The organism is Mycolicibacterium pallens, from assembly GCF_019456675.1.
Classification (GTDB): Bacteria; Actinomycetota; Actinomycetes; order Mycobacteriales; family Mycobacteriaceae; genus Mycobacterium; species Mycobacterium crocinum.
This window is the reverse complement of sequence record NZ_CP080333.1, coordinates 5,925,149-5,948,762: the sequence shown is the minus strand read 5'-3', so window position 1 is coordinate 5,948,762 and position 23,614 is coordinate 5,925,149. Positions and strand designations below refer to the sequence as shown.

The 23,614-nt window shown below is 65.2% G+C and carries 22 protein-coding genes; 13 read left to right on the top strand and 9 right to left on the bottom strand.

Annotated features, from left to right (window positions below; all coding sequences use genetic code 11):
* The first annotated feature begins 74 nt into the window (after positions 1-74).
* Positions 75-725 carry a TIGR03086 family metal-binding protein gene (locus K0O64_RS29090; RefSeq protein WP_096312588.1) on the top strand — a complete coding sequence of 217 codons (651 nt, stop codon included), beginning with the start codon at positions 75-77 and terminating at the stop codon, positions 723-725.
* Here K0O64_RS29090 and K0O64_RS29085 read toward each other — a convergent pair.
* Positions 664-2,247: a phospholipase D-like domain-containing protein gene (locus K0O64_RS29085; RefSeq protein ID WP_096312587.1), complete on the bottom strand. Its 1,584-nt coding sequence runs from the start codon at positions 2,245-2,247 to the stop codon at positions 664-666. The two genes, K0O64_RS29090 and K0O64_RS29085, sit on opposite strands and share 62 nt — an antisense overlap.
* Positions 2,248-2,298: 51 nt before the next feature.
* Here K0O64_RS29085 and K0O64_RS29080 point away from each other — a divergent pair, with 51 nt between their 5' ends.
* The 4 genes from K0O64_RS29080 (at position 2,299) to K0O64_RS29065 (ending at position 6,609) form a co-directional block, all read left to right on the top strand.
* Positions 2,299-4,860 (top strand): excinuclease ABC subunit UvrA, encoded by a 2,562-nt coding sequence (locus K0O64_RS29080; RefSeq protein ID WP_096312586.1) that lies wholly within the window; start codon positions 2,299-2,301, stop codon positions 4,858-4,860.
* A gap of 110 nt (positions 4,861-4,970) precedes the next feature.
* Entirely contained in the window at positions 4,971-5,285 is a 315-nt protein-coding gene (locus K0O64_RS29075; protein ID WP_071948437.1) for a DMT family transporter, read from the top strand.
* A gap of 2 nt (positions 5,286-5,287) precedes the next feature.
* Positions 5,288-5,674: a DMT family transporter gene (locus K0O64_RS29070; protein WP_071948438.1), complete on the top strand. Its 387-nt coding sequence runs from the start codon at positions 5,288-5,290 to the stop codon at positions 5,672-5,674.
* On the top strand, positions 5,671-6,609 hold the full coding sequence (locus K0O64_RS29065; protein WP_071948439.1) for a lysophospholipid acyltransferase family protein: 939 nt from the start codon (positions 5,671-5,673) through the stop codon (positions 6,607-6,609). Before K0O64_RS29070 ends, K0O64_RS29065 begins: the two co-directional genes overlap by 4 nt.
* Before the next feature lie 3 nt (positions 6,610-6,612).
* Here K0O64_RS29065 and K0O64_RS29060 read toward each other — a convergent pair whose 3' ends face one another.
* From K0O64_RS29060 to K0O64_RS29050, 3 genes are read right to left on the bottom strand one after another with little or no spacing between them, the layout of a single operon-like run.
* Positions 6,613-7,326 carry an alpha/beta hydrolase gene (locus K0O64_RS29060; RefSeq protein WP_225933576.1) on the bottom strand — a complete coding sequence of 238 codons (714 nt, stop codon included), beginning with the start codon at positions 7,324-7,326 and terminating at the stop codon, positions 6,613-6,615.
* Positions 7,281-7,532: a hypothetical protein gene (locus K0O64_RS29055; RefSeq protein ID WP_071948440.1), complete on the bottom strand. Its 252-nt coding sequence runs from the start codon at positions 7,530-7,532 to the stop codon at positions 7,281-7,283. Before K0O64_RS29055 ends, K0O64_RS29060 begins: the two co-directional genes overlap by 46 nt.
* Complete coding sequence (locus K0O64_RS29050; RefSeq protein WP_071948441.1) at positions 7,529-8,053, bottom strand: hemerythrin domain-containing protein; 525 nt, start codon at positions 8,051-8,053, stop codon at positions 7,529-7,531. The genes K0O64_RS29055 and K0O64_RS29050 overlap by 4 nt, the downstream gene beginning before the upstream one ends.
* A gap of 61 nt (positions 8,054-8,114) precedes the next feature.
* Here K0O64_RS29050 and K0O64_RS29045 point away from each other — a divergent pair, with 61 nt between their 5' ends.
* Positions 8,115-8,774 (top strand): DedA family protein, encoded by a 660-nt coding sequence (locus K0O64_RS29045; protein WP_071948442.1) that lies wholly within the window; start codon positions 8,115-8,117, stop codon positions 8,772-8,774.
* Here the strand turns inward: K0O64_RS29045 and K0O64_RS29040 are convergent.
* Both K0O64_RS29040 and K0O64_RS29035 read right to left on the bottom strand, forming a co-directional pair.
* The gene (locus K0O64_RS29040) at positions 8,723-9,496 is read right to left on the bottom strand and encodes an emopamil-binding protein (RefSeq protein ID WP_071948443.1); all 774 of its coding nucleotides are present in this window, start codon (positions 9,494-9,496) and stop codon (positions 8,723-8,725) included. The genes K0O64_RS29045 and K0O64_RS29040 overlap by 52 nt on opposite strands.
* 26 nt (positions 9,497-9,522) lie before the next feature.
* Positions 9,523-10,698 (bottom strand): acyl-CoA dehydrogenase family protein, encoded by a 1,176-nt coding sequence (locus tag K0O64_RS29035; protein WP_096312585.1) that lies wholly within the window; start codon positions 10,696-10,698, stop codon positions 9,523-9,525.
* 56 nt (positions 10,699-10,754) lie between these two features.
* Here K0O64_RS29035 and K0O64_RS29030 point away from each other — a divergent pair, with 56 nt between their 5' ends.
* The 6 genes from K0O64_RS29030 (at position 10,755) to K0O64_RS29005 (ending at position 17,760) form a co-directional block, all read left to right on the top strand.
* Positions 10,755-11,663 (top strand): NAD-dependent epimerase/dehydratase family protein, encoded by a 909-nt coding sequence (locus K0O64_RS29030; RefSeq protein WP_071948445.1) that lies wholly within the window; start codon positions 10,755-10,757, stop codon positions 11,661-11,663.
* 8 nt (positions 11,664-11,671) lie between these two features.
* On the top strand, positions 11,672-12,403 hold the full coding sequence (locus K0O64_RS29025; RefSeq protein ID WP_071948446.1) for a hypothetical protein: 732 nt from the start codon (positions 11,672-11,674) through the stop codon (positions 12,401-12,403).
* A 12-nt stretch (positions 12,404-12,415) separates the two neighbouring features.
* On the top strand, positions 12,416-13,363 hold the full coding sequence (locus tag K0O64_RS29020) for a TIGR03564 family F420-dependent LLM class oxidoreductase (RefSeq protein WP_071948447.1): 948 nt from the start codon (positions 12,416-12,418) through the stop codon (positions 13,361-13,363).
* A 125-nt stretch (positions 13,364-13,488) separates the two neighbouring features.
* A complete protein-coding gene (locus tag K0O64_RS29015) occupies positions 13,489-14,319 on the top strand; it encodes an LLM class F420-dependent oxidoreductase (protein WP_071948448.1) in 831 nt (276 codons plus the stop codon).
* Between the two features lie 121 nt (positions 14,320-14,440).
* Complete coding sequence (locus K0O64_RS29010) at positions 14,441-14,887, top strand: MmpS family transport accessory protein (protein ID WP_096312584.1); 447 nt, start codon at positions 14,441-14,443, stop codon at positions 14,885-14,887.
* Entirely contained in the window at positions 14,884-17,760 is a 2,877-nt protein-coding gene (locus tag K0O64_RS29005) for an MMPL/RND family transporter (protein WP_096312583.1), read from the top strand. Before K0O64_RS29010 ends, K0O64_RS29005 begins: the two co-directional genes overlap by 4 nt.
* Positions 17,761-17,766: 6 nt before the next feature.
* On the opposite strand, the gene K0O64_RS29000 is transcribed toward K0O64_RS29005, so the two are convergent.
* From K0O64_RS29000 to K0O64_RS28990, 3 genes are all read right to left on the bottom strand, one after another.
* Complete coding sequence (locus K0O64_RS29000) at positions 17,767-18,246, bottom strand: hypothetical protein (protein ID WP_071948450.1); 480 nt, start codon at positions 18,244-18,246, stop codon at positions 17,767-17,769.
* 73 nt (positions 18,247-18,319) lie between these two features.
* Positions 18,320-18,544 carry a hypothetical protein gene (locus K0O64_RS28995; protein WP_071950210.1) on the bottom strand — a complete coding sequence of 75 codons (225 nt, stop codon included), beginning with the start codon at positions 18,542-18,544 and terminating at the stop codon, positions 18,320-18,322.
* Positions 18,545-18,586: 42 nt separating this feature from the next.
* Positions 18,587-20,701: an EAL domain-containing protein gene (locus tag K0O64_RS28990; RefSeq protein ID WP_071948451.1), complete on the bottom strand. Its 2,115-nt coding sequence runs from the start codon at positions 20,699-20,701 to the stop codon at positions 18,587-18,589.
* A gap of 310 nt (positions 20,702-21,011) precedes the next feature.
* Here K0O64_RS28990 and K0O64_RS28985 point away from each other — a divergent pair, with 310 nt between their 5' ends.
* Entirely contained in the window at positions 21,012-23,606 is a 2,595-nt protein-coding gene (locus tag K0O64_RS28985; protein WP_225933575.1) for a two-component system response regulator, read from the top strand.
* Positions 23,607-23,614 lie beyond the last annotated feature (8 nt).

Below are 23,614 nucleotides of genomic sequence, written 5' to 3'. Positions count from 1 at the left end.
GGGCGCCGAGGTCTGTCCGCCACCGCGCCATCATAGGCATTGCATTATCGTATGCGGACACATATCGTAGGCGGATGCTTACTAATGAACATCGCGTCGCTGTACTCCAGTCGATCGACGTTGTGACCACCGTCCGACCCACCGACCTCCGTCGTCCCACCCCCTGCGCCGGATGGGACCTCGCCGATCTGCTGGCGCATATGACCGTCCAGCACCGCGGGTTCGCCGCGGCCGCGCGCGGCCACGGTGCCGACCGGGACACCTGGCGGGCCGAATCGGTCATCGACGACGTCCGGCGGGACCCCGGGCGCACGTATGCCGACGCCGCCCACGACGTCCTCGACGCGTTCTCGGCGGAGGGGATCGACGATGCTCCGTTCACCCTGCCCGAATTCGGCGAGAACGCGGTGTTTCCGGGCGCCATCGCCATGGGCTTTCACTTCGTGGACTACGTCGTCCACGGCTGGGACGTCGCTGCATCACTTGACGCCGACTACGAGTTGTCCACCGACGTCCTCAGTGCGGCAATGCCATTGGTGCTGGCGATCCCCGACGGCGACGTTCGTCTGCTTGACTCCGTGCCGTTCGCTTCTGCGATCGAGCCAGTCGACGGCGCAGGTGAGCTGGATCGGATCCTCCGACACCTGGGCCGCAGCCCGGACTTCACATCCCGCGAAGCTTCTTCAGCCACGTACCGAGGACCGAGTGCCGCAGCGGCCAGGTGACCACCGACTCGAGGAGCTGGAGTGTGCTCTCCGGGATCGATTGCGGCACATGGTCAGGATCCATGAGGTCGTTCTCCGCAAGGGGGCTCGCATCCGCGGCCACCATCGTGTCGGTCAGCGCACGCAGCGACCGCCCGGTGCTGCGCAGCACTTCGACTGTGGCCAAGAATGATCCGGTGCGGCGCATCTCGTCGCGGAACATACTCACGGTGACGCCGAGGTGTTCAGCCACGAGAGTGTCTCGCAGACACAGGATTTGATCCCGCACCACAGAGCAGTCCGGCCGGGTAGACAGGGCTTCGATCGCAATATCGCATTCGCTGTCGAAGCCCAGGGACCTGTTGTTGAAGTTCGACGAGCCGATCCGAAGCAGCCGGCCGTCGATCGCCAGGATCTTCGAGTGCACGTAGACCGACACTCCGCGACCCGCCACCGGCCAGTAGACGCCCAGCCGGCCATGGGTGTCCGCCTCTTTCAGCATTCGGACCAACAGTTCGCGGGCGCTGTCCATCGATTGCTGTTCCAACCGGCTTTCGGAACTCCGCGGAAGAATCATCACGACCTCGGGGCCGTCCGGCTCGCTCAGCCGCGCGGCGATCGCTTCGGCAATGCCGCGCGCTGCGAAGTACTGATTCTCGAGATAGATGACATCGTGCGCGGCGGCAATCGCGGCAAGGTCAAGCGCCTCCACTTCACGGACTTCGCTGCGGTCCAACAGAGTGGGAAGGGTGCGCGCGACCGCGACGTCGACGTTGCGCAGACCGGGGGTGAGGCCGTCGGGCCACGCCGGTGGCGACGGACGCAGCGGTGGCAACGCCTGCCCGGTCGCCGCCTCCCATCGGTCGCGCGCTTGCTCGCCGAGCACCGCCGCTGCGGCACCGTCCACCGCGGCGACAACCTCGTGGCGGGGCCCATAAGCGCCGCCCAGTCCGGTCCGGCGGCGGTCGGCGGGAAGATGCTCGGAGGTATCCCACCGTCCGAGTGTCAGATCCATACCCCCGCAGAAAGCCACGACGTCATCGATGACCACAATTTTCTGGTGGTGCACCGCACCGGTGGGATGTGCACCGTCGACAGCGAAATGCAAACGTGCCGAGGTGAATTGGTTGAGCACGCTCACCGGCGTAACGCCAAACCAGAATCCGTCGAATGCCGGCAGTAGGCGAAGATTGGACTTCAACAGATACACCCGCAGCGTGCGCTGCCGGTGCAGCAGCCAGTGCAGGAACGGGCCAAGGTGGTTGGGGCCCTCCAGTGTCTTCTCGCCGCGCTCGAAGGCCGTTCGGTAATCCAAGTCCCATCCGATGATGACGATTCGATGACGTGCGCTCAACAGGGCAGCTTTGAGGTGCCGAAGGTAGTCGGCGCCATCGATGATCGCGGCGAAGCGATCGGCCTGAGCCGATCGCCAGCACGTGTCTCCCGGCACCAGCAGCGAGCGCTCACCTGCTGATTCGGTGCTCACGGCCGTTCTCCTGTCCTGGGATGCGCCAGACGGGCTCAGGCGCTGTCGCCTGCGCATATTCAATCCTGCCCCACCAGAGCCAGGGCGCCCACTTGTCGGTCATACAGAATGGAGAAGGTGGACGGCAGTAGGGAAACAGCGACACCGCAATCTGACCCCTACATCCGCGTCTATGCCTCCCGGGTCCACAACCTGAAGACTGTGGACGTCGCAATGCCGCGCGATCAGTTTGTGGTGTTTACCGGCGTCTCCGGATCCGGAAAGTCGTCGCTGGCGTTCGGCACCATCTATGCCGAGGCCCAGCGACGGTACTTCGAGTCGGTGGCGCCCTATGCTCGGCGGTTGCTGCTGCCGCAGGATGCGCCAAAGGTCGATGACATCACGGGGCTGCCTCCGGCGGTGGCGCTGCAGCAGCGCCGCGGCACCGCCACTTCTCGGTCGACGGTCGGGACCGTCACCACGTTGTCAAATCTGCTGCGCATGTTGCTTTCCCGCGCGGGAACCTACCCGCCCGGCGCTACGGAGCGTCTCGACTCGGATGCGTTCTCGCCGAACACCACGATCGGTGCCTGCCCGCAGTGTCATGGTCTCGGCCGCATCCACGAGGTCACCGAGCAGACGCTGGTGCCCGACCCGTCGCTGAGCATCCGTGAGGGTGCGGTTGCGGCGTGGCCGGGCGCCTGGCAGGGACAGAATTTGCGTGACATCCTCATCACGCTGGGCTATGACATTGATAAGCCTTGGCGCAAATTATCCAAGCGGCAACGCGATTGGATCCTATTCACTGACGATCAACCCACCGTGGAGATTGACCCGAGCCAACACCCGGTGACCGCCGACTACTACTACAACGGGACGTTCTCCAGCGCCGAGCGTCACGTTCGCCATACGCTGGCCAACTCGCAGAGCCCGTCGATGCGACGCCGGGTGTTGCAGTACGTGCGCAGTGTCGACTGCCCCGTCTGCGGTGGTTCGGGGCTGCGGCCGGAAGCACTCGGGGTGACGTTCGCGGGCCGCAACATTGCCGAATTGGCGTCGCTGCCGTTGACTGCACTTGCTGACGTCCTCTCGCCGGCGGCAGTCAGGACGGAGTTCGCAGCGGCCTACGAATCCACTGAATCGGGTGAATTCACCGAGGTGGCAACCATGATCGCTAGCGATCTGGTGGCACGCATCGCCGTGCTGGTCGGTCTGGGTCTGGGGTATCTGAGCCTGAACCGCCGCACGCCAACGGTGTCGCCCGGGGAACTGCAGCGTCTGCGGTTGGCGACCCAGCTGCGGGCCGGCCTGTTCGGTGTTCTCTATGTGCTGGACGAGCCGTCGGCCGGTCTGCATCCGGCCGACGCCAAACCGCTGCTCGAAGTCCTGGATCGACTTCGGCGTGAGGGGAATTCATTGTTCGTCGTCGAGCACGACATGGACGTGGTGCGCCGCGCAGACTGGATCGTCGACGTCGGGCCCGGCGCCGGCGAACTGGGCGGAGATGTGCTTTACAGCGGACCGGTGGCTGGCCTCGCCGACGTCGAGCCGTCGATCACCCGGCGATATCTCTTTGACGACGGACCGCGTGCTCAGCGCGACTTGCGCGCACCTGTGAGCGTTATGCATCTGCGCAACATCACTTTTCACAACTTGCACCACGTCGACGTCGACATCCCGCTGGGCACGTTCGTGGCTGTCACCGGGGTGTCAGGCTCGGGCAAATCGACGCTGGTCTGCAAGGTGCTCGGTGATGTGATGGCCAGGCAGCTGGGAACACTGGTCGAACCTGCCGACGACGAAACCGACGATGATGTTGCACTTCTGGACATCGAGCGCGATTCGAGTGTGGGCGTGATGGTGGATGGCGCCGAAGCGATCGATCGCCTCGTCGCCGTGGACCAGCGACCGATCGGACGTACGCCCCGGTCGAACCTAGCCACTTATACCGGGCTGTTCGATGCCGTTCGCAAGGCGTTCGCCGACACAGCAGAAGCACGCCGGCGTGGCTGGGGCGCCGGCCGCTTCTCGTTCAACGTCGCCGAGGGCCGTTGTGCCACCTGCCAGGGTGAGGGCTTTGTTGCAGTCGAGTTGCTTTTCCTGCCCGGCACTTATGCGACCTGTCCGGCATGCGGTGGGTCCCGCTACTCCGAGGAGACACTCGAAATCACCTACCGGGGCCGCACCATCGCCGACGTACTGGCCCAGACCGTCGACGAGGCGGCCGAATTCCTGAGCGACCTACGCAGTGCAGCAAGAAGTTTGGCGACTCTGCGTGATGTCGGGCTGGGGTATCTGCGGTTGGGTCAACCGGCAACCGAACTCTCCGGCGGCGAGGCCCAACGCATCAAGCTGGCCTCGGAGCTGCAGCGCGTCAAGCGCGGGCACACTCTCTACGTGCTGGATGAGCCCACCACTGGGCTTCACCCCGCCGACGTCGAGCTGCTCGAGCGACAGCTGCATCGCCTCGTTGACGCCGGCAACACGGTAGTGGTGGCCGAACACGATATGTCGGTCGTTGCGGGTGCGGACTACGTCATCGACCTCGGACCGGGCGGAGGTGCCGACGGCGGTGCGGTAGTGGTGGCCGGGTCGCCCGCTGTCGTTGCCACCGAAACGGTAAGCCGGACGGCCCCGTACCTGGCCGCTCAACTCGCTCCTTCATCACCGACGGCCGCTCCACGCACCTGACCCTGCGCAGGTAGTCGGCTAAACTGGCTGCTGCGACCCCGATTTCGGGTGTTGGCGGACGAGGGAGCAGTACCCGCCAGGACAAGACTGACTCGTAGAGGAGTCGGGTCATGGCGTGGGTTCTTCTGGTGCTCTCCGGAATTCTCGAAGCTGTGTGGGCGGTGGCCCTGGGGGAGTCGTGCGGTCTGCGTCGCCGGCGACCGACCGCTGTCTTCGTCATTGCGCTCATTGCGAGTCTGGTGGGTTTGGCACTGGCCATGGGCGACTTGCCGACCGGCACGGCGTATGCGGTGTGGGTCGGCATCGGTGCTTCGCTCACCGTGCTGTGGGCGATCATCCGCCGCAGGGAGACCGCGACCGCCGGGCGTCTGCTGGTGTTGGCCCTGCTCGTCGGCTCGGTGATCGGACTCAAGGTGGTGAGCTAGCCATGCCCTGGGTCGTCCTGATGATCAGTGCCGTGCTCGAAGCGGTATGGGCCTCCGCACTCGGCAAGACGGAGCAGTTCACCAACCTCCCGGCCACCGCGCTGTTCGTGGGCGCGCTGGTCCTCAGCATGCTCGGGCTGTCACGAGCGGCGAAGTCGATTGCGATCGGTACGGCGTACGCCGTCTGGACCGGCGCGGGAGCGGCGCTGACGGTCGGCTACGCGATCGTCACCGGCGAAGAGTCGGTGTCGGTAGCCAAGGTGGTGTGCCTGGCGGGGATCATCGTCGCGGTGATCGGACTCAAGCTCCTGCCAGCCATGGCCTCCAGCGATCGCACAGTTCCGATCGCGTGTGACGGCCCCCACAGTCGGGGTACCCGGCCGACATGACCAACGCCGATCCACGCCCCGCCGCAGTTCGTCAGCAAGCACAGCGACACGCTGACCAAGCCCGCCGCAAGATGGCGCAGCGGCGGGCCGACAGCTCCGATGACGGTGTCAGCGGTTGGCTCAACCAGCGCGCCGGGCAATGGGACCTCGGCGGGCAAGACGAAGCGACGATGCAACGCCAAAAGTACCTGTGGAACTTCCTGGTCGATCACTGGTTCCGCATGGAGTTCGACGGTTGGGAGAACCTGCCTGATCCACCGGTACTGCTCGTCGGAATTCATTCGGGCGCGCCGTTCGTGTGGGATGCGTGGACGGTCGGCGTGCAGTGGTGGCGCCGGTTCGGTCAGGAGCGCACACTGCACGGCACCGCCCACGATGCGCTGATGGCGATGCCGGTGATCGGCCGGTACTTCCGGGCGATGGGGGTACTGCCTGCCGCGCCCGACTCGATGGCCACCGCGCTGGCAGAAGGCCACGATGTCGCGGTCTGGCCCGGCGGCGAGGTGGACTCGCTGCGGCCCTGGAGTGAGCGCGATGTCGCCAACCTGGCGGGCCGCACCGGATTCGTGCGGATGGCGATCAAGGCCGGAGTGCCGATCGTCCCGATCGCGACGGTCGGCGGAGCAGATGCCATGCCGGTGCTCATCCGAGGTGATCAGTTGTCCCGCACGCTGCGGCTGGATAAGTTGTTGCGGCTCAAGGTTTTCCCACTCGCGGTCTCCTTGCCGTGGGGTATCGCGCCGGCGGCGCTGCCCCAGCTGCCGCTGCCTGCGAAGATCCGGACCCGGTTGATGCCTGCCGTGGAGCTCGACCACGACCCGTCCCGCGCCGAGGACGACGACTACGTCGAGCAGAAGTACCGTGAGGTTCAGGACAGCATCCAGGCCGGCATGGACGCACTGGCCCGCAAACGGGCGCTGCCGCTGTTCGGCTGATACCTAGTGGAGGGTGATGGCGGCGATGCGTTCGGCGATCACGCCGACAACCGCCTGGGTCGCCGGGTCGTCGGCAGCGTCGTAGCGATCGAGATCGGGGTCGTAGCGTGCGCCGGCTATCGAGCCGTGATCGGCGTCGAGTTCGACAACCTCCACCGGCCAGTCGATCCCGCGTAGTGATGCCGCGAACCCGGTGGACACCGAGGTCGGGACAACATCGTCAGCGTTGCCGGAGAACAGCGTGAACGGCGCCCGCGCCGCGTCGTCGGTGACGCATTCCAGGACGGGACCGCCGGAGATCGGGTCGTCCACCATGAATGCGCCGCCGAGACAGATAGCTTGTGCGACTGGCACATTGAACTCGTTCGCGCGAAAAGTCAGACCCGCTGCGGCTACTCCACCCAACGACCATCCGATCACGACGAGGCCGCCTCCACCGCCATGGGAGTACGCAAACTCCGCGGACCTCAGCAGGTCCGCGCGCCCACGATCGGCGGCGTGTGAATCCCAGTCCGGCGCGACCACGCAGATTCCGTGGCCGGCGATCGTTTCGGCCAAACCCCGCACCGCCGTGCGGGAATCGGTCTGCGTGCCATGCCAGAGCAGGGCGGTCGAAGCCGGCGCTTCACCGAACACATCGGCCCGACGCCCGGGCGCGTACTCGACCGTGTTCACCGCGGCGGCGAATGCGGAGTCGGACTCTGCGACGACTCCCACTTCGATTCCAGCGACCGCTTGACCGCTGTGCCGGCGGCTAACTCCAGATCGAATGTCTCGCCGTCGTCGGCCTCGACGGTGATCAGGAAGCCCGACTCGGTGGCGTCGGTGTGGACCACTTTGTACGCCTGTTCACCCGAGCCGCGGTCGAGGGCGATGACGTCGCCAGATGCGACCTCGTCGATGCGTGCGGTGGTATCGGTCATGAGTGCTTCTCGATGTATTCGTCGGCGTCCTTGTCCCGCGCGTCGACGCCCTCGATCGACTCCCGCTCGGCGTAGAACTGCAACCACTTCATGCCCAGCTCATGGCGCAGCTCCAAGGTCGCGCTCTTGATGAAGTCCGGCATCGCCTCGCGCTCCTCCTCGTCGAGGTGCTCACCGTTTTCCTGACGCGCCTTGAACACCGCGTCGAACCACACCTTGGTGCCCGGCCGGTGCTTGCGGGACTCGCGCACCGCGTCGCGGATCGCGTTGTGGTCGGTGATGGCGTCCTCGGTCTCGTCCTGCGGGTCGCCCTCGGGATTGCCCGGATCGTCGTCGCCGCCGTGCTTCAGCAGCGCGGGGTAGAAGACGCTCTCCTCGGCGTCGGCATGCGCGTCCAGCCGGTCACTGAGCGACTTCCAGATCGCCGCCAGCTCGTCGTCGGATTTGGCGTCGTCGAGGCGGAAGAACTGCCGCCTGAGCCAGTCGTGATCGGCATAGACGAGATCGATGATGTCGGCCATGGGGCATAAATTGCCCCGCCAGTCAGTGATCGAAACGTCCGCGAACGGGAACGCTGCCCCGATGGCCGCGCACTTACCGGGAGTCCTCCAGTCGCTAGCTCCGATCCTCGACCACTACGGCTACATCGCTGTGCTCGGTCTGGTGGGGGTCGAGGGATTCGGTATCCCCGCCCCGGGCCAGACGATCCTGATCGTCGCCGGTGTGTACGCGGCGTCGGGACAGTTGAGCCTCGCCGCGGTCATCGCGTGCGGCATCCTGGCTGCCGTCGTCGGTGACAACATCGGCTACGCGATCGGACACTTCGGCGGCAGGCCGCTGGTGCTGCGGTACGGGCGCTATGTGTTCCTCACCGAGCCGAGGCTGCAGCACGTGGAATCCTTCTTCGGCAGACGCGGCAGTATCGTCGTTCCGATCGCCCGGTTCATCGACGGACTGCGTCAGTTCAACGGTGTCGTGGCCGCCCTTGCGCAGATGCGGTGGTGGCGGTTCTGCGGTTACAACGTCATCGGGGCCGTGCTGTGGGTAACGCTGTGGGTGCTCCTCGGGGACTTCGCAGGTAACCGAATCTCAGCTGTGTACCAGGTCGTCGACCGCTACCAGAAGTACCTACTGATCGGCCTGGCGGTCGCCCTCGCGGTATGGCTGGGCTGGTGGCTGGCGCGCAGACGTCAGCAACCGGAACCCGAAACGGCCACCGTACGGGTCAAGGAATCGATCTGAATGTGGATGGCGTACAGCACCATTGCGGGCATCACGATGAAGGGGATGTTCTCGCCGATGAACTTGAACCACAGACCGAACGCGCCCTGCCCGATATCGTTGAACCCCGCTCCCACCTCCGAGATGAAGTAGACGGCGGTGCTGCTCATCAATATCGCGATACAGGCGAAGGCCACCCACAGCGACCGGATCCGCTTCTCGATCGGAAGTGATTGCCGGACAAGGCGAGTCCACATGATGATCACGACGATACCGGTGCTCACCCCCACCACCTCGAGCGCGAAGGTCCACGGGTTGCCGCTGGCGTAGCGGGTGTCGGCGAGCCCGTACTGCCACCACAGCCACTTCACGCCCGGGTCGGTGGTGGGGGTCCACCACCCCAGCGGATGGCCGATGAGAAAGACCAGTTCGTAGCAGATCTGGCTGAATGCGGTGTACGGCAAGTAGAACAGCGTGAGTTCGGCCGCCTTCTCCTCCCGCATCCGGTGCTCGCCGGGCGCATCCCACAGCAGCACCAGCGGGATCAGGATCGCCGGAATGCCGAACAGCAGGTTGGCGATGACATCCGAGGTGAATGTCGGCTCGATCAGACCGACGCCGACCCCGACGGTCATCCCGACGAACACCAGCCCGGTGAACAGCGCCGCGCCCAGGTACATCCGCACCCGGTGCGGTGCCCACGGGTTCACGAGGTTCGGTTCGCGGGCAACAACATTGGTCATGTCGACACCTTCCTTAAGGGTGCAGCTCAGCGCGCAGGTAATTCCAATACCCGTTGCGCGATGATGTTGCGCTGAATCTCCGACGTTCCACCGGCAATCGTGCCCGCGTAGGTGGTGATGTAGCGGGCGAACCAGCTCGCGCCGAAAAGCTCTGGGGCGTAGGCGTTGTAGGGCGCCGTCATCGCCGGATCGACCAGCCCGGCCGCACCCGCCGCCTCCAACGCGTATCGGGCCGCGTTCTGTTCAGCCTCCGACCCCAACACCTTGAGCACCGACACGGCAGGAACATCGCGCTCGCCCCGGGCGGCCTGGCTGACCGCCACCGAGCCGAGCAGTCGCAGCGCGTGGTAGTCCATCACGATCCCTGCATACCGATCGCGATTCAGCTCCCCGACCGGTTCGAAATCCTCGAGGACCTGCTCCAACCGATTGGCGAACGCCATCCACATCATCGTGCGCTCGTGACCCAGCGAGCCGTTCGCGACCTTCCAGCCGCGATGCAGCGGCCCGAGCAGATTCTCCGCGGGCACCTTCACATCGGTGAAGAACACCTCGTTGAAATCCAGCACCGTGCGGTCGTGCACCGACGGGAACGGCCGACATACGACGCCCGGAGTGTCGGTGGGGATCACCAGCGCACTGATTCCCTTGTGCCGCGGTGCATCCGCGTCTGTGCGCACGAACGTCAGGATCACGTCGGCGTCGTGGGCGCCAGAGGTCCACACCTTCTGGCCGTTGACCGTGAAGTGGTCACCGTCCAACACCGCGCGGGTTTTCAGCCCCGCCAGATCCGACCCGGCGCCGGGCTCACTCATCCCCAGCGAGGCCGTCATCTCCGCCCGCAGGATCGGCACCGCCCAGCGCTGCTTCTGCTCATCGGTGCCGAACGACAGCAGCGACGCGGCGATGATGCCGACGCCCTGCGGGTTGAACACGTGATAGATCCGCCGTCGCGCCAACTCCTCGCGGTGCACGAACTGCTGCAGCACGGTGGCATTGCGCCCGCCGAATTCTGGGGGATTGCCGGGCAGCAGCCAGCCGTGGTCGAACTGCAGTTGCTGCCAGCGCCGCGCCCATTTCGGCACGTGTGATGTCGAGCGGGATCGCTCGGCGGCCTCGACTTCCGACGGCAGATGCCGGTCGAGGAACGCGATGAATTCCGCGCGGAACGCCTCGACATCGGCGTCGAAGGTCAGCTGCACCGACCCAACATATCAAGTACTTAACATTCTCGGCGCGGTGCGCTAAGACTAAGGGGATGCTCGACGCGGAGAAAGTCCTCATCACCGGCGCCACCGGCAAGATCGCGTTCCCGATCGCCCGTGCGCTGGCCCAGCGCAACGAGGTGTGGGGTGCAGCCCGCCTGCGCAACGCGGAGGACCGGGAGCGGCTGGCCGGCGCCGGCATCAGGCCGGTCGCACTGGATATCAGCAGCGGCGACTTCTCCTCCCTGCCCGACGATTTCACCTACGTCTTCCACGCGGCCGTCGACCCCGGCGCCGACGACTGGATCCGGCGCGTCGACACCAACGCCCAGAAATCGGGCGACCTGCTCTACCACAGTCGCGCCGCGAAAGGGTTCGTGTTCTGCTCGACCGGCTCCATCTACGCCTACCAAGGCCGACGTCCACTGCGTGAAGATGACCCGCCCGGCGTACCGCTACGGGCGAACTACAGCTTCTCGAAGATCGCCGCCGAGCAGACGTGCACCTGGATCGCCAATCAATTCGGTATCCCGCTGACGATCATCCGGATCTGCTCCACCTATGGCCCGGAAGGCGGGGCGCCCGCCGACCGGCTGCAGATGATGCTGGCGAACAAGCCAATTCGGCTGCACCCCGACGCACCCAACAACTACAACCCCATCTACGAGGACGACTATGTCGACCTCGGGATTCGTGCGATGGAAGTCGCCGACACCCCGCCGGTCGTCGTCAACTGGGCCGGCAGCGAGACCGTCAGCGTCGAGGACTACTGCGCCTACATGGGTGAGCTGGTCGGCGTCGACCCCGTCTTCGACTACAGCACCGACGCGCACACCCCGCTATGGCCGGACGTCACCTATATGCACGAAGTCCTCGGTAGGACGAAAGTGCCGTGGCGCGAAGGGTTCCGGCGCATGATCGAAGCCCGAAATCCCGACCTGCTGACCGCAGCGAAGTCGTGAGGACGCGAATGTCATTGCCCGGTACCCCGTCCGACCGCGTGGACGGAATCCTCGCCAACGGCGACGGAGACATCACCACACTGTTCGTGTCGATGGCTCGTCGCCACCCCGACGGCACCGACGCCGAGTACCTGCGTTGGCACACCCTCGACCACCGTCCTGAGCAGCATCGGCTGGCGGCGGTGCGCGCCTCGCTGCGGTTGGTGTCCACCCCGGCCTGCCGCGCGGCCCGCGCCGCGAGCGTGGAACCTTACGACGAGATCGACCATGTGATGACGTACTTCTTCAGCGCGCCAAGCGGAATGGAGGGATTCCTGGGCCTCTCGCGTGCACTGGGCGACGCAGGCCGCAAGCTGCCCCTGCTGCCGCCGGTCGAGCGCGGTGTCTATGGCGTCCAAAGCCGAAGGGCCGCAGACCGAGTCAAGGTCGGGGCCCACGTCCTGCCGTGGTGGCCGGCCACCGGCGTGTACGTCTTACTCGAGCGCGGTGCCGAGCCCACCGACCACCTTCTCGGCGTCGACGGTGTCGCCGGTGCCTGGACCGCGCAGACGCTCGACGTCGACGCCCGGCTGGCCAACGCGCCGACCGGTCAGTCCCTGACCTACTTCTTCCTCGACGACGACCCCGTCGCCGTGGCGGACCGACTGCAACCGATGCTCACCCAACGCACCACCGAAATCCGGCTGGCCGCACCGTTTCACACGATCGTTCCGCACGAGTGGGACCGCTATGTGCCGTGAGCGGAGCGCGTGATGCGCATCGGGTTGATGGTGGGCTCCGACAAAGAACGCCCCCGCAGCGACCGGCTCACCGGTCTTCTCGACGACGGGAGAGCCGCCGAGGCACAGGGATTCGCGTCATTCTGGATTCCGCAGGTGCCCGGATACCTCGACGCGCTGACCGCGGCGGCGCTACTGGGACAGGTGACGGAGCGGATCGAGATCGGCACCGCTGTGGTGCCGATCCAGACCCGGCATCCGCTGATCATGGCGCAGCAGGCGCTCACGACCCAGGTCGCCTGCGGCGGTCGATTGGCGCTCGGTCTAGGCCCGTCCCATCACTGGATCATCACCGACCAACTCGGGCTGGAGTACGAGCGCCCCGCAAACCTGGTGCGCGACTACCTCGACGTCCTGCGCGCGGCATTCCAGGGTCCGGGCACCGTCGACGTCGACAACGGCACCTTCACCGTGCACAGCCCCATCGACGTCGCCGATGAACAGGTGCCGGTCCTGCTCGCCGCGCTGGGCCCGGCGATGCTCAAGATCGCCGGTGAGCGTGCCGGCGGCACGATCCTGTGGATGGCCGACGAACGCGCGATCGGTGACTACGTGGTGCCCACTCTCACCGAGGCTGCCGGGAACTCCGCGAGCCGCGTCGTCGCCGGTGTTCCGGTCGCGCTCTGCACAGACATCGAAATCGACAACGCGCGGGCGTATGCCAGCGACGTGCTCGGGCACGCCGACTTCTCGCCCAATTACGTACGGCTGCTCGAACACGGTGATGCCGAGGACGTCGGCGACACGATGGCGGCCGGCGACGAGGCGACAGTGGTGTCCCGGCTGCGGCGCTACCGCGACGCCGGGGTCACCGACCTCGCCGCGCGCGTCGTGCCGCTGGGCCGCGACGCCGATGAACGCCGAGCCTCGCGAGAACGCACACAGGCATTCGTCGCCTCCCTGGTCGACGAGTTCGCCTAGGCAGTCCCCGCCGACTGTGTGGGTCATGCATGCCAGAACGCGACTTCGCGTGCATGAGGCCCACACTCGAGCGCTGGGCGTCCGGTCTGACGTTTGGCCGCCCTGACCGTGGCAATGTGAGCGCTATGGAATTCGGCATCTCGACCTTCGTCAATAACGACACCATCGACACGATCTCCCTCGCCCGCGCGATCGAGGAGCGGGGCTTCCACGCGCTGGCCGTCGCCGAGCACACCCACATCCCGGCCAGCCGGGAATCCCCGTACCCGCAGGGCGGCGACCTGCCGTCGGTCTACTACCGGACCCTCGACCCGTTCGTCACGCTCGCTGCGGCCGCGGCGGTCACCTCCAGCATCGAGCTGATCACCGGGATCGCCCTGCTCATCCAGCGCGACCCGATCACCACCGCCAAGGAGGCGGCCAGCATCGACCTGATCTCCGGCGGCCGGTTCGTGTTCGGAGTCGGCGCGGGCTGGAACCTCGAGGAGATGCGGGATCACGGCACCGACCCGAAGACTCGCGGCACCCTGTTGGACGAACGCATCGAAGCGATCAAGGCGCTGTGGACCGATGAGCCCGCGGAGTATCACGGGAAGTTCGTCGACTTCGAGCCCTCGTACGCGCGCCCCAAGCCGGTGCAGAAACCGCACCCGCCGATCGTGATCGGCGGCGACTCGGATGCGACCGTCAAGCGGATCATCCGCCACCGGGCCGGCTGGATCTCCAACCCGCTGCCGGTCGAGAGGCTCGGCAAGCGAATCGAACAGATTCGCTCGGGTGCCGACCACGACGTACTGCTGACGACGTTCGGGACGCCGATCAACCTCGACTACTGGCAGGCGCTCGACGGGCTCGGATACCGCCAGGTGAATCTGCTGCTGCCGACGAAATCCCGAGACGACTCGCTTCGGTTGCTTGACGACTTCGCACAGAAAGTTGCCCAGTACCGCGGCTAGCCCACACGGGATCCGCGGTTGTGGAGTCCGGTCCGGTACCGTACGGTCAATCTAGTTGATAAGCAGTCCCTCGGGAACGTCGTACCGTCCGCGCCTGTCGCCGCTCACGAAAGGGTCACGGATGCAGCGGGTTTCGATCGGCCGGCGGCTCAGCCAACGCTGGATGCTGCTGGTGGCGGTTGTGGTTGTCGTCGTGGCCGGGTTTGCTGTGTATCGGCTGCACGGCATCTTCGCGTCCCATGACGTCACCTCCACACCCAGCGGAGCGGGCAACGACATCGTCCCGTTCAACCCCAAGCACGTCGTCCTGGAGGTCTTCGGGCCGCCGGGCACCGTCGCGACCATCACCTACCTGGACGTGAACGCGCAGCCGCAGCGCGCCGACGCCGTCACGCTGCCGTGGGCCTACGACACGACCACCACTCAGCCGGCGGTCTTCGTCAACGTCTCCGCCCAGGCCGACAGTGACTCGATCGGCTGTCGCATCAAGATCGACGACGTCGTCAAAGACGAGCGAACTGTGAACACCCTGAACGCCTTCACCTACTGCCTGGACAAGTCGGGATGACCCACCGGATTCCCGATTTCATCCGGCGGTACTCGGTTCTCATTGCAGTCTTCTGGCTCGGCCTCGCGGTGGTCACCAACGTCTTCGTCCCGCAGCTGGAGACCGTCGCCGAATCGCACAACGTCTCGCTGAGCCCGCAGGATTCGCCGTCGCTGCTGGCCGCCAAACGCATCGGCAAGGTGTTCGGCGAATTCGACTCCGACAGTTCGGCGATGATCGTCCTGGAAGGTGACCAGCCCCTCGGCGCCGAGGCGCACCACTACTACGACGGCTTGATCAAAAAGCTCCAGTCTGACACCAAGCACGTCCAGCACATCCAGGACTTCTGGGGTGATCCGCTGACGGCGGCCGGCTCGCAGAGCTCCGACGGCAAGGCTGCTCTGGTCCAGCTCTACTTGGCCGGCAACCAGGGTGAGTCGCTGGCCAACGAATCAGTCGACTCGGTGCGCAACATCGTCAACAACACCCCGCCGCCACCGGGCCTGAAGGTCTACGTGACCGGCGCGGCGCCACTGGTCACCGATCAGTTCGAAGTGGGCCGCCACGGCACGCTCAAGACCACCCTGATCACCATCGGCGTGATCGCCGTGATGCTGTTCTTCCTCTACCGCCGGCTCACCACCGTGTTCTTCGTGATCTTCACCGTGATGATCGAGCTGACCGCGTCCCGTGGCTCGGTGGCCGTGCTCGCCAACGCCGGCATCATCGAACTCTCGACGTACTCGACAAACCTGTTGACACTGTTGGTGATTGCCGCCGGCACGGACTATGCGATCTTCCTCCTCGGCCGCTTCCACGAAGCGCGTTACGCCGGCGAGGACCGGGTCTCGGCGTACAACTCGATGTACCACGGGACCGCGCACATCATCCTGGGATCGGGTCTGACCATCGCGGGCGCGGTGCTGTGCCTGACGTTCACCCGACTGCCGTACTTCAACAGCTTGGGGGTGCCCGCCGGCATCGGCGTGCTCGTCGCTGTGGTCGCGGCGCTCACGCTGGCGCCGGCCCTGTTGATCATCGGCCGCCACTTCGGTCTGTTCGAGCCCGCTCGCCCGATGCGCACCCAGGGGTGGCGCCGCATCGGCACCGCGATCGTGCGCTGGCCCGGTCCGGTCCTGGTGGTGACGGTCGCGATCGCGCTGATCGGTCTGATCGCGTTGCCCGCGTACAAGACCAGCTACGACGCCCGCGGCTACATGCCGGCCAGCGCGCCGGCCAACGTTGGATACACCGCGGCCGAACGGCACTTCACCCAGGCCCGGCTCAATCCCGAGCTGCTGATGATCGAAACCGACCACGATCTGCGCAACTCCACCGACATGATTTTGTTGGAACGGGTCGCCAAGGCGGTGTTCCACAGCGACGGCATCGCCCAGGTGCAGTCGATCACCCGACCGCTGGGAACGCCCCTGGCCCACACGTCGATCCCGTTCCAGATCAGCGCCGGAAGTGCCTCGCAGATCAACAATCTGCCGTTCCAGCAGGCTCGCGGTGAAGATCTGCTCAAGCAGGTCGACGTGATCAACAACTCGATCGACATCCTGCGCCAGCAGTATGCGCTGCAGCAGCAGTCGAGCGCGGTCACCGATGAGCAGACCAAGGCCTTCGCCGACACCGTCGCCACCGCGCAGGACCTGCGCAACAAGATCGCCAACTTCGACGACTTCTTCCGGCCGCTGCGCAACTACTTCTATTGGGAGCCGCACTGTTACGACATTCCGGTCTGTGCCGCGCTGCGATCGCTGTTCGACGCGCTCGACGGCATCGACGCGCTGACCGACCAGCTGGGTAATGTCGCCGGCAGTATCGCCAAACTCGATGCGCTGCAACCGAAGCTGCTCGCGCTGATCCCCCCGCAGATCGAGAGTCAACAGACCAACCGCGATCTGACGCTGACCAATTACGCCACCACGTCGGGAATCAACGACCAAGCTCAAGCGGCGCTGCAGAATTCGACCGCGCTGGGGCAGGCCTACGACGCCTCCAAGACCGACGACTCGTTCTATCTGCCGCCGGAGGCGTTCACGAACCCCGAATTCGAGCGCGGGATGAAGCTGTTCCTGTCGCCCGACGGCAAGGCCGCCCGGATGATCATCACCCATGACGGGGATCCCGCCACGCCAGAGGGTATTTCGCACATCGACTCGATCCGGCACGCCGCGCAGGAAGCCGTCAAAGGGACGCCGCTGGCGGGTTCGAAAATCTACCTCGCCGGTACTGCGGCCACCTACAAGGACATTCAGGACGGGGCCACCTACGACCTCATGATCGCCGGGATCGCTGCGCTCAGCCTCATCCTGCTCGTGATGATGTTCATCACCCGCAGCATCGTCGCCGCGTTCGTGATCGTGGGCACCGTGGCGTTGTCGTTGGGCGCCTCCTTCGGGCTGTCAGTGTTGATCTGGCAGGACATCTTCGGGATCCATCTGTTCTGGATCGTGCTGGCGCTGGCCATCATTCTTCTTCTGGCGGTGGGATCTGACTACAACCTGCTGTTGATATCCCGGTTCAAGGAGGAGATCCACGCCGGCCTCAACACGGGCATCATCCGGGCGATGGCCGGGTCCGGTGCGGTGGTGACGGCAGCCGGTCTGGTGTTCGCCGCCACGATGGCGTCGTTCATCTTCGCCGACTTGCGGATCCTCGGACAGATCGGCACGACGATCGCCCTCGGCCTGCTGTTCGACACGCTGATCGTCCGGTCGTTCATGACGCCGGCAGTCGCGGCACTACTCGGCCGATGGTTCTGGTGGCCACTGAAGGTGCGTCCCCGCCCAGCCAGCCGGATGTTGCAGCCGTACGGAACTCGGCAGTCGGTGCGTCAGCTGCTGCTGTGGGAGGACGGCGACGGGATAGCCAAAGCGCCGAGGTGACGAAAGTCAGGCGCTACCAACGGAAGTGAGCTGATCGGTGTCCTCGTTGTCGACCAACGGGATGTCGCGCAGCTTGCTCTTCATGCCCGCGACCCTGCGCAACTGAGCAGCCATGTTCATCGACGTCAGCATCGGGATGCCGCCGATGAACGTCCGGAACGAGGGGTTACCGCCGTCGAGGTGCAGCATGAACAGGCAGCCGACGACGTAGAAGAAGCCCATCGTGAACAGCGCCGCGGGAATCGCGTACGCCAGCGGCGAGCGAGCGTCGGCAACCAGTTCGGACGCGTAGTCGAATTCGTCCCGCGTCAACGGCTCACGCTTGCGAACCTTGGCCAGCACCGCCTTGTGGGCGCCCACCTGCTCGCCCATCGGATGCGACACTCGTCGCTCCAGGCGGCCGATGTAGACGAATACGCAAGTGGCGAAGACGATCTCGAGCACGGCAGCAAGTATGGTGAGATCACCCCAGGGGCCGAGATTCATGTCATCGCTCCTGTTCTGCGTGCGCGGATACCACAGAAACGTTACCGGAACTAACTAAGGCTGTCGCGGGTGGTCAGACCGTCCACCCGGTGCGTTGCGGCCATCTCTCGACATCGCCGCCACCGCACCGCAGTGTGACGTACGCATGGCCGCGTTCGGCCGCCTCGGCGACGCTGTCGGCGTACACCCGCCGTGCCTCTTCTTCGGATCCGCGCAGGATGAGTTGCTCCTCCGCACCATTGCCAGGATCGCCGGGGTCATACGAATCCCCGGCGACGACCTCCCAGATCTTGTCCACCAGAACCTCCTTGCCGTGCAAGGTGTACCCAGCTGAGCGCGTCTAACTACCCGCAGCCCGTCGGCTTCGTCGGCGTCGCTTGTTGTACATAGCCTGGTCGGCGTGCTCGAGGACGGCGTCGATCGACCGTCCGTCACCGGTGCGGTGCGCCGCGAATCCGATGGTCATCCTGGCCGCGACCTGCTTGCCTTCCCCGAGCGCGACCGGTGCCCGGTCCAGTTCGTCAGTGATCCGGTCGGCCAGGCGGGCGAGTTCCCAGTCGTTGACCGAATCGGTGATCACCAGAAACTCATCACCGCCCCATCGCGCGACGACGTCGTCCTCTCCGACCGCCGCCTGCAGGCGCTCGGCCACGTCGACCAACAGCTGGTCACCGGCCCGATGACCGTGCTGGTCATTGACGGCTTTGAAGCGTTCGATATCGCAGAACAAGATTCCGTAGCCCCGTCCGCTGACGTCGAGCTGTTCGAGGCGGCTCCAGCCGGCGGACCGGTTCGCCACCCCGGTCAGCGGGTCGGTGGCCGCCTGCCGCGCCAGATCGGCCTCGCGGATCCGGTCGGCGGTCACATCCACGATCTGCGAGACGAAGTAGCGCGGCTGATCCCGCGGGGCGTGGACGACGACGACGGTCAGTGCGCCCCACACGATCCGTCCGTCGGCGGCGATGTAGCGCTTGTCGATGCGGTAGGAACGCCGCCGCCCTTCCAGGCATTCGGTGAGCAGCGCGATGTCGGCGTCGAGATCGTCGGGATGGGTGATCTCTTGAAACGTGAGCTCGGCCAGCTCCCGCTTGGTGTAGCCGAGCATGCTGCGCAGGGCGCGGTTGGTGCGCAGGAACGTCCCGTCCAAGCCCACCACGGCCATGCCGATGGGCGAATGGGCAAGGGCCAGTTCGAACCGGCGCTCTCCCAACAGATCCACCGCGGTGGGAAGTAGATCGGTCGACGCTGCCGCGGCGGCATCGGGGAACCCGTGCACCAGAGGACGTGGACGGCTGAGGTAGTACCCCTGCGCCGCGCTGATGCCCACCGCGTTGATGGCATCCAGCTCGCCTTGTGTTTCAACACCTTCGGCGATCACCGTCGCGCCCATCTGTCCGGCGAGTTCGGCAATGGCATGCGCAAGACGCCGGCGAGCGTCGTCGACATCGATGTGGCGGGTGATCGACTGGTCGATCTTGACGAATTCCGGGCTCAGCTCGAGCACATGGGAGAAGGACGAGAAGCCGGCGCCGACGTCGTCGACCGCCACCCGGACACCTCGTGTGCGGCAGGGCTCCAACGCATCGTCGAGCGCACCGTAGTCCAGGACAGCGTCATGTTCGGTAAGCTCCAACACAATTCGCGAGGGATCGACGTCCGCCAGCATCTGCTCCCACGGAGCGACCAGCGCGGCGGTCGGGGAGATGTTCACCGCGACGAAAATGTCCTCGGGCAGCTGGGGCACCATCGAGATGACGCGAGCCACGATCGCTGTCTCCAACTCGATCCCCAAGCCCAGCAGTGCCGCCTGCGCAAGGAATCCGTCCGGGCGGAACGGTTCACGGGGAAACCGAGCCAGCGCCTCGACACCCACCACCTTGCCGGTCGGCACGTCGTGCACCGACTGGAACACCACTTCGAAATCGCGCTGATACACCACCCGGCGGATGGCGGCGCGCTGCGCGGCGGTGGTGTCCCGGCCGTTCTCGGGAGAATCGATCAGCGTGCCGATGAGTTCGGCGACCTGTTTGACGATGCGCATATCGAAATCGGCGAGGTAGGGCTTGGCCTCGCGGCTGACCGCGCACACCATGCCGACGGTTCCGCCGTTGCGGTTCAGCACCGGCACACCGACGTAGGCGCCCAGCCCGAATTCGCGGGTCACGGGCAGCGCGTCGGTGGTCTGGTTGGCGCTGGTGTCGGGGACGATCCCGGGCAGTCGGCCGTCGATGACTCGCACACAATACGAATCGAACAGTGAGGCGCGGTCGCCCGACGACAGCCCTATCGCGTCGGTGTCACCGTCGAGGACCTCGAAGGTTTGCATGCCGTCCCGAAAGGATGACAGCCACGCGGTTTCCAGCCCGAGTCGGCTACGCAACAGGCTCAGCAGGCTGCGGACGAGTTCAACGGGAATCTCCACCCCGTCGTCACCGATTGGCTCGTCGACCCCCATGGCGACAAGTAGACCGCACGACCAGCGAATATGCACTGGAATGCGACGGCCGGTAAGACTGTTTGCCGAACAGTCATATCCGCGGACGCGGAGGCAGCGTCGATGGAGCTGTCTAGACTTTCCGACACTCGCAGCGACCATGTCACGGTTGAACCACAAAATTTGCTGAATTTCGCGATTGGCGTGTTGTTGCAAGCGGCGCAGCGGCACAATTGTGGAACGAATTATTGTTCACGAAAAGAGTCGGGGGAGTGAAAGTTCGTGTGCTTGTGCCATACCTCGCGCGGGAGGGAACATTAAGCCTGTGCTGATGGATGGCGTGGTCGGGGAGCCCACGACAACCGAGAGCAAACAGACGGTCTTGGTTGTCGACGATGACGCTCGGCTGCGGGACCTGCTGTGCACCGTGCTGACACCCCTGGACTGCGAACTTGTCCAGGCGGGATCGGGAGAAGAGGCGCTCACCGCCCTCTTGCAGCGCAAGGTGGCGGTGATTGTGCTCGACATCAACATGCCGGGCATGGGCGGATTCGAGACGGCGCAACTCATCCGGGAAGCCGACGAGTTGGCCTCGACACCGATCATCTTCCTCACCGGCCAGGCCGACGATGGCGATCTGGATCGCGGATACGACCTCGGAGCGGTCGACTTTCTCCTCAAGCCGGTTTCCGCGGCGGTGCTCTTTGCCAAGGTGAAAGCTTTGCTGGAGCTGGATCGATCGTTTGCCAAACTCCGCATGGAGGCCGCTCGCCTGCATGAACAGCAATTGCAAATCGCGCGTGCGGCCGAGAGTCGACAGCGCGAAGAGTTGGCGTTCACCCGGCGACGGGCTCGGTTGGCCAACATCTTCGCCGCCGACAGCATCGACCTGCCCACGTTGGAGAAGACCATCGTCGCCGAGATGAGCCAGTTGTTCGACGCGGCATGTCTGCTTCGGCTACCGGCGCCGGGCAGTGAATGGCACGACTCGTTCTCCCACACCGAGGGCGGTCGACGTTCGGAGTTGCTGCAGCAGTGGCTCGTTGAGCAGGCATCCGGCGGGGTGCGCGCACCGATGCCCGGCGGGGCCGTCATGATCCAGGAGCTGTCGGCCCGAGGGCAGCCGGTCGGCATTCTCTGTGTGGGCCGAACCGATGGTCCACCCTTCTCCGAGGTCGAGACCGCGCTGTTCCGCGGCACCTCGGTGGCCGCCGCGCTCGCGATATCCAACGCCACGCTCTACCGGGTCCAGACCGAGTACGCCGCCGTCATGCAGGCCACCGCTGACGCGATTCTCGCGGTGGATGCCTCCGGGGTGATCCGCAGCTGCAACAAGGCTGCCACCGCCTTGTTCAGTGGGCATGACGACAGCCTGATCGGCCGGTCCATCGTGGACCTTGCCGTCGACGCCCACCGAGACCGGTTGCGTGAGCAGTTGGACAGCACCCTGGCGACGCACCAGGAAGTGTCGATGGAGATGACGTTCGCTTCCGGGCTGCGTCGTCCGGTCGACGTGCTGATCACCCTGTCGCCGATCGGTGACTCGATCGATCTGCACGTCGCGGTCGTGGTGCATGACCTGACCGAGATCAAACAAGCCCAAATGGTGATCAGCCACCTCGCGAGCCACGACCCGCTCACCGATCTGGCCAATCGACGAGAACTCAATGAGCGGCTCGCGGAGCTGTCCCGCCGGCAGAGCGACGGAAAACTGGCTGCGCTGTTGTACATGGATGTCAACAGGTTCAAGTCGGTGAACGACACCTACGGACATGACACCGGCGACGAGTTGCTCGTCGAAGTGGCGGCACGCCTTCGGTCGGCCGCCGGTGACGACGCTCTGGTCTGTCGCATCGGTGGGGACGAGTTCATCGTCGTCTTCGAAGATGTGCCGTCGATCGAGGATGCTGTCGCAGCAGGCAACCGAATCCTGCAGCAGGTCCAGGGCGAGCCGATTCGCTGTAAGAACGTCACGCTGTATCCGTCCTTGAGCATGGGCATCTCATGTCTCGGCGCAAGCGCGCGCTCGCCGGAGGACCTTCTGAACCAGGCCGACATCGCCATGTTCGAGTCGAAAAAGAACCGGCTCGACGAATGTGTCCTCTACACCGAAGGCATCGGCTCGCGGCACAAGGGCAAGGTGGATCTGCGGTCGGAAGTGGCGGATGCCATTGCCCGCTCGGAGTTCAGGCTGGCCTACCAGCCGATCGTGAACTCGGCCACCGGTGTGCTGTTCGGTCTCGAAGCACTGGTTCGTTGGCGGGTCGGCGACGAAGAGATCCCCGCAACCGACATCATCGCCCTGGCCGAAAGTGCCGGGCAGATCGGTCAGTTGAGCCGGTGGATTCTGGCGCGCAGTTTCGAGGACTTCGCAGCGCTGGGCCGAGATGACTTGAAGCTGCACGTGAACCTATCGCCGGACCACGTGCTGGAATGCAGCTTCCTCGACGACCTGATCGGTGCGCAGCGCGACAGTGGGGTCGCCCCGGAGAACATCTGCCTGGAGCTCAGCGAACGCACATTCTACGGAGATCCGGCCACGGCGCGTGTGGCGTTGCGCCACGCTCGAAGCATCGGATTCAACTTGGCCATCGATGATTTCGGTGTCGACCATGCCAGCATGACGAATCTGCTGCACATCCCCGTCGACTGGCTGAAGATCGACCGCACGTTCGTCGCCGAAGTTCACGACGATCAGCGCGTGCAGAATCTGGTGCGCAGCCACATCGCGCTGGCGTCCTGTATGCAGGTCGATCTGATCGCCGAGGGTGTCGAGAACCAGAAACAGGCAGACTGGCTCCGAGACGCGGGATGTGTACTGCAGCAGGGATTTTTGTATGCCCATCCGATCGAAGCAACGGATCTGGCTGCTGAGGTCAAGAAGTGGCCCACTGCGCGGAGAGCTAGGAATACCGGTGAGAGCTAGGGTGATAT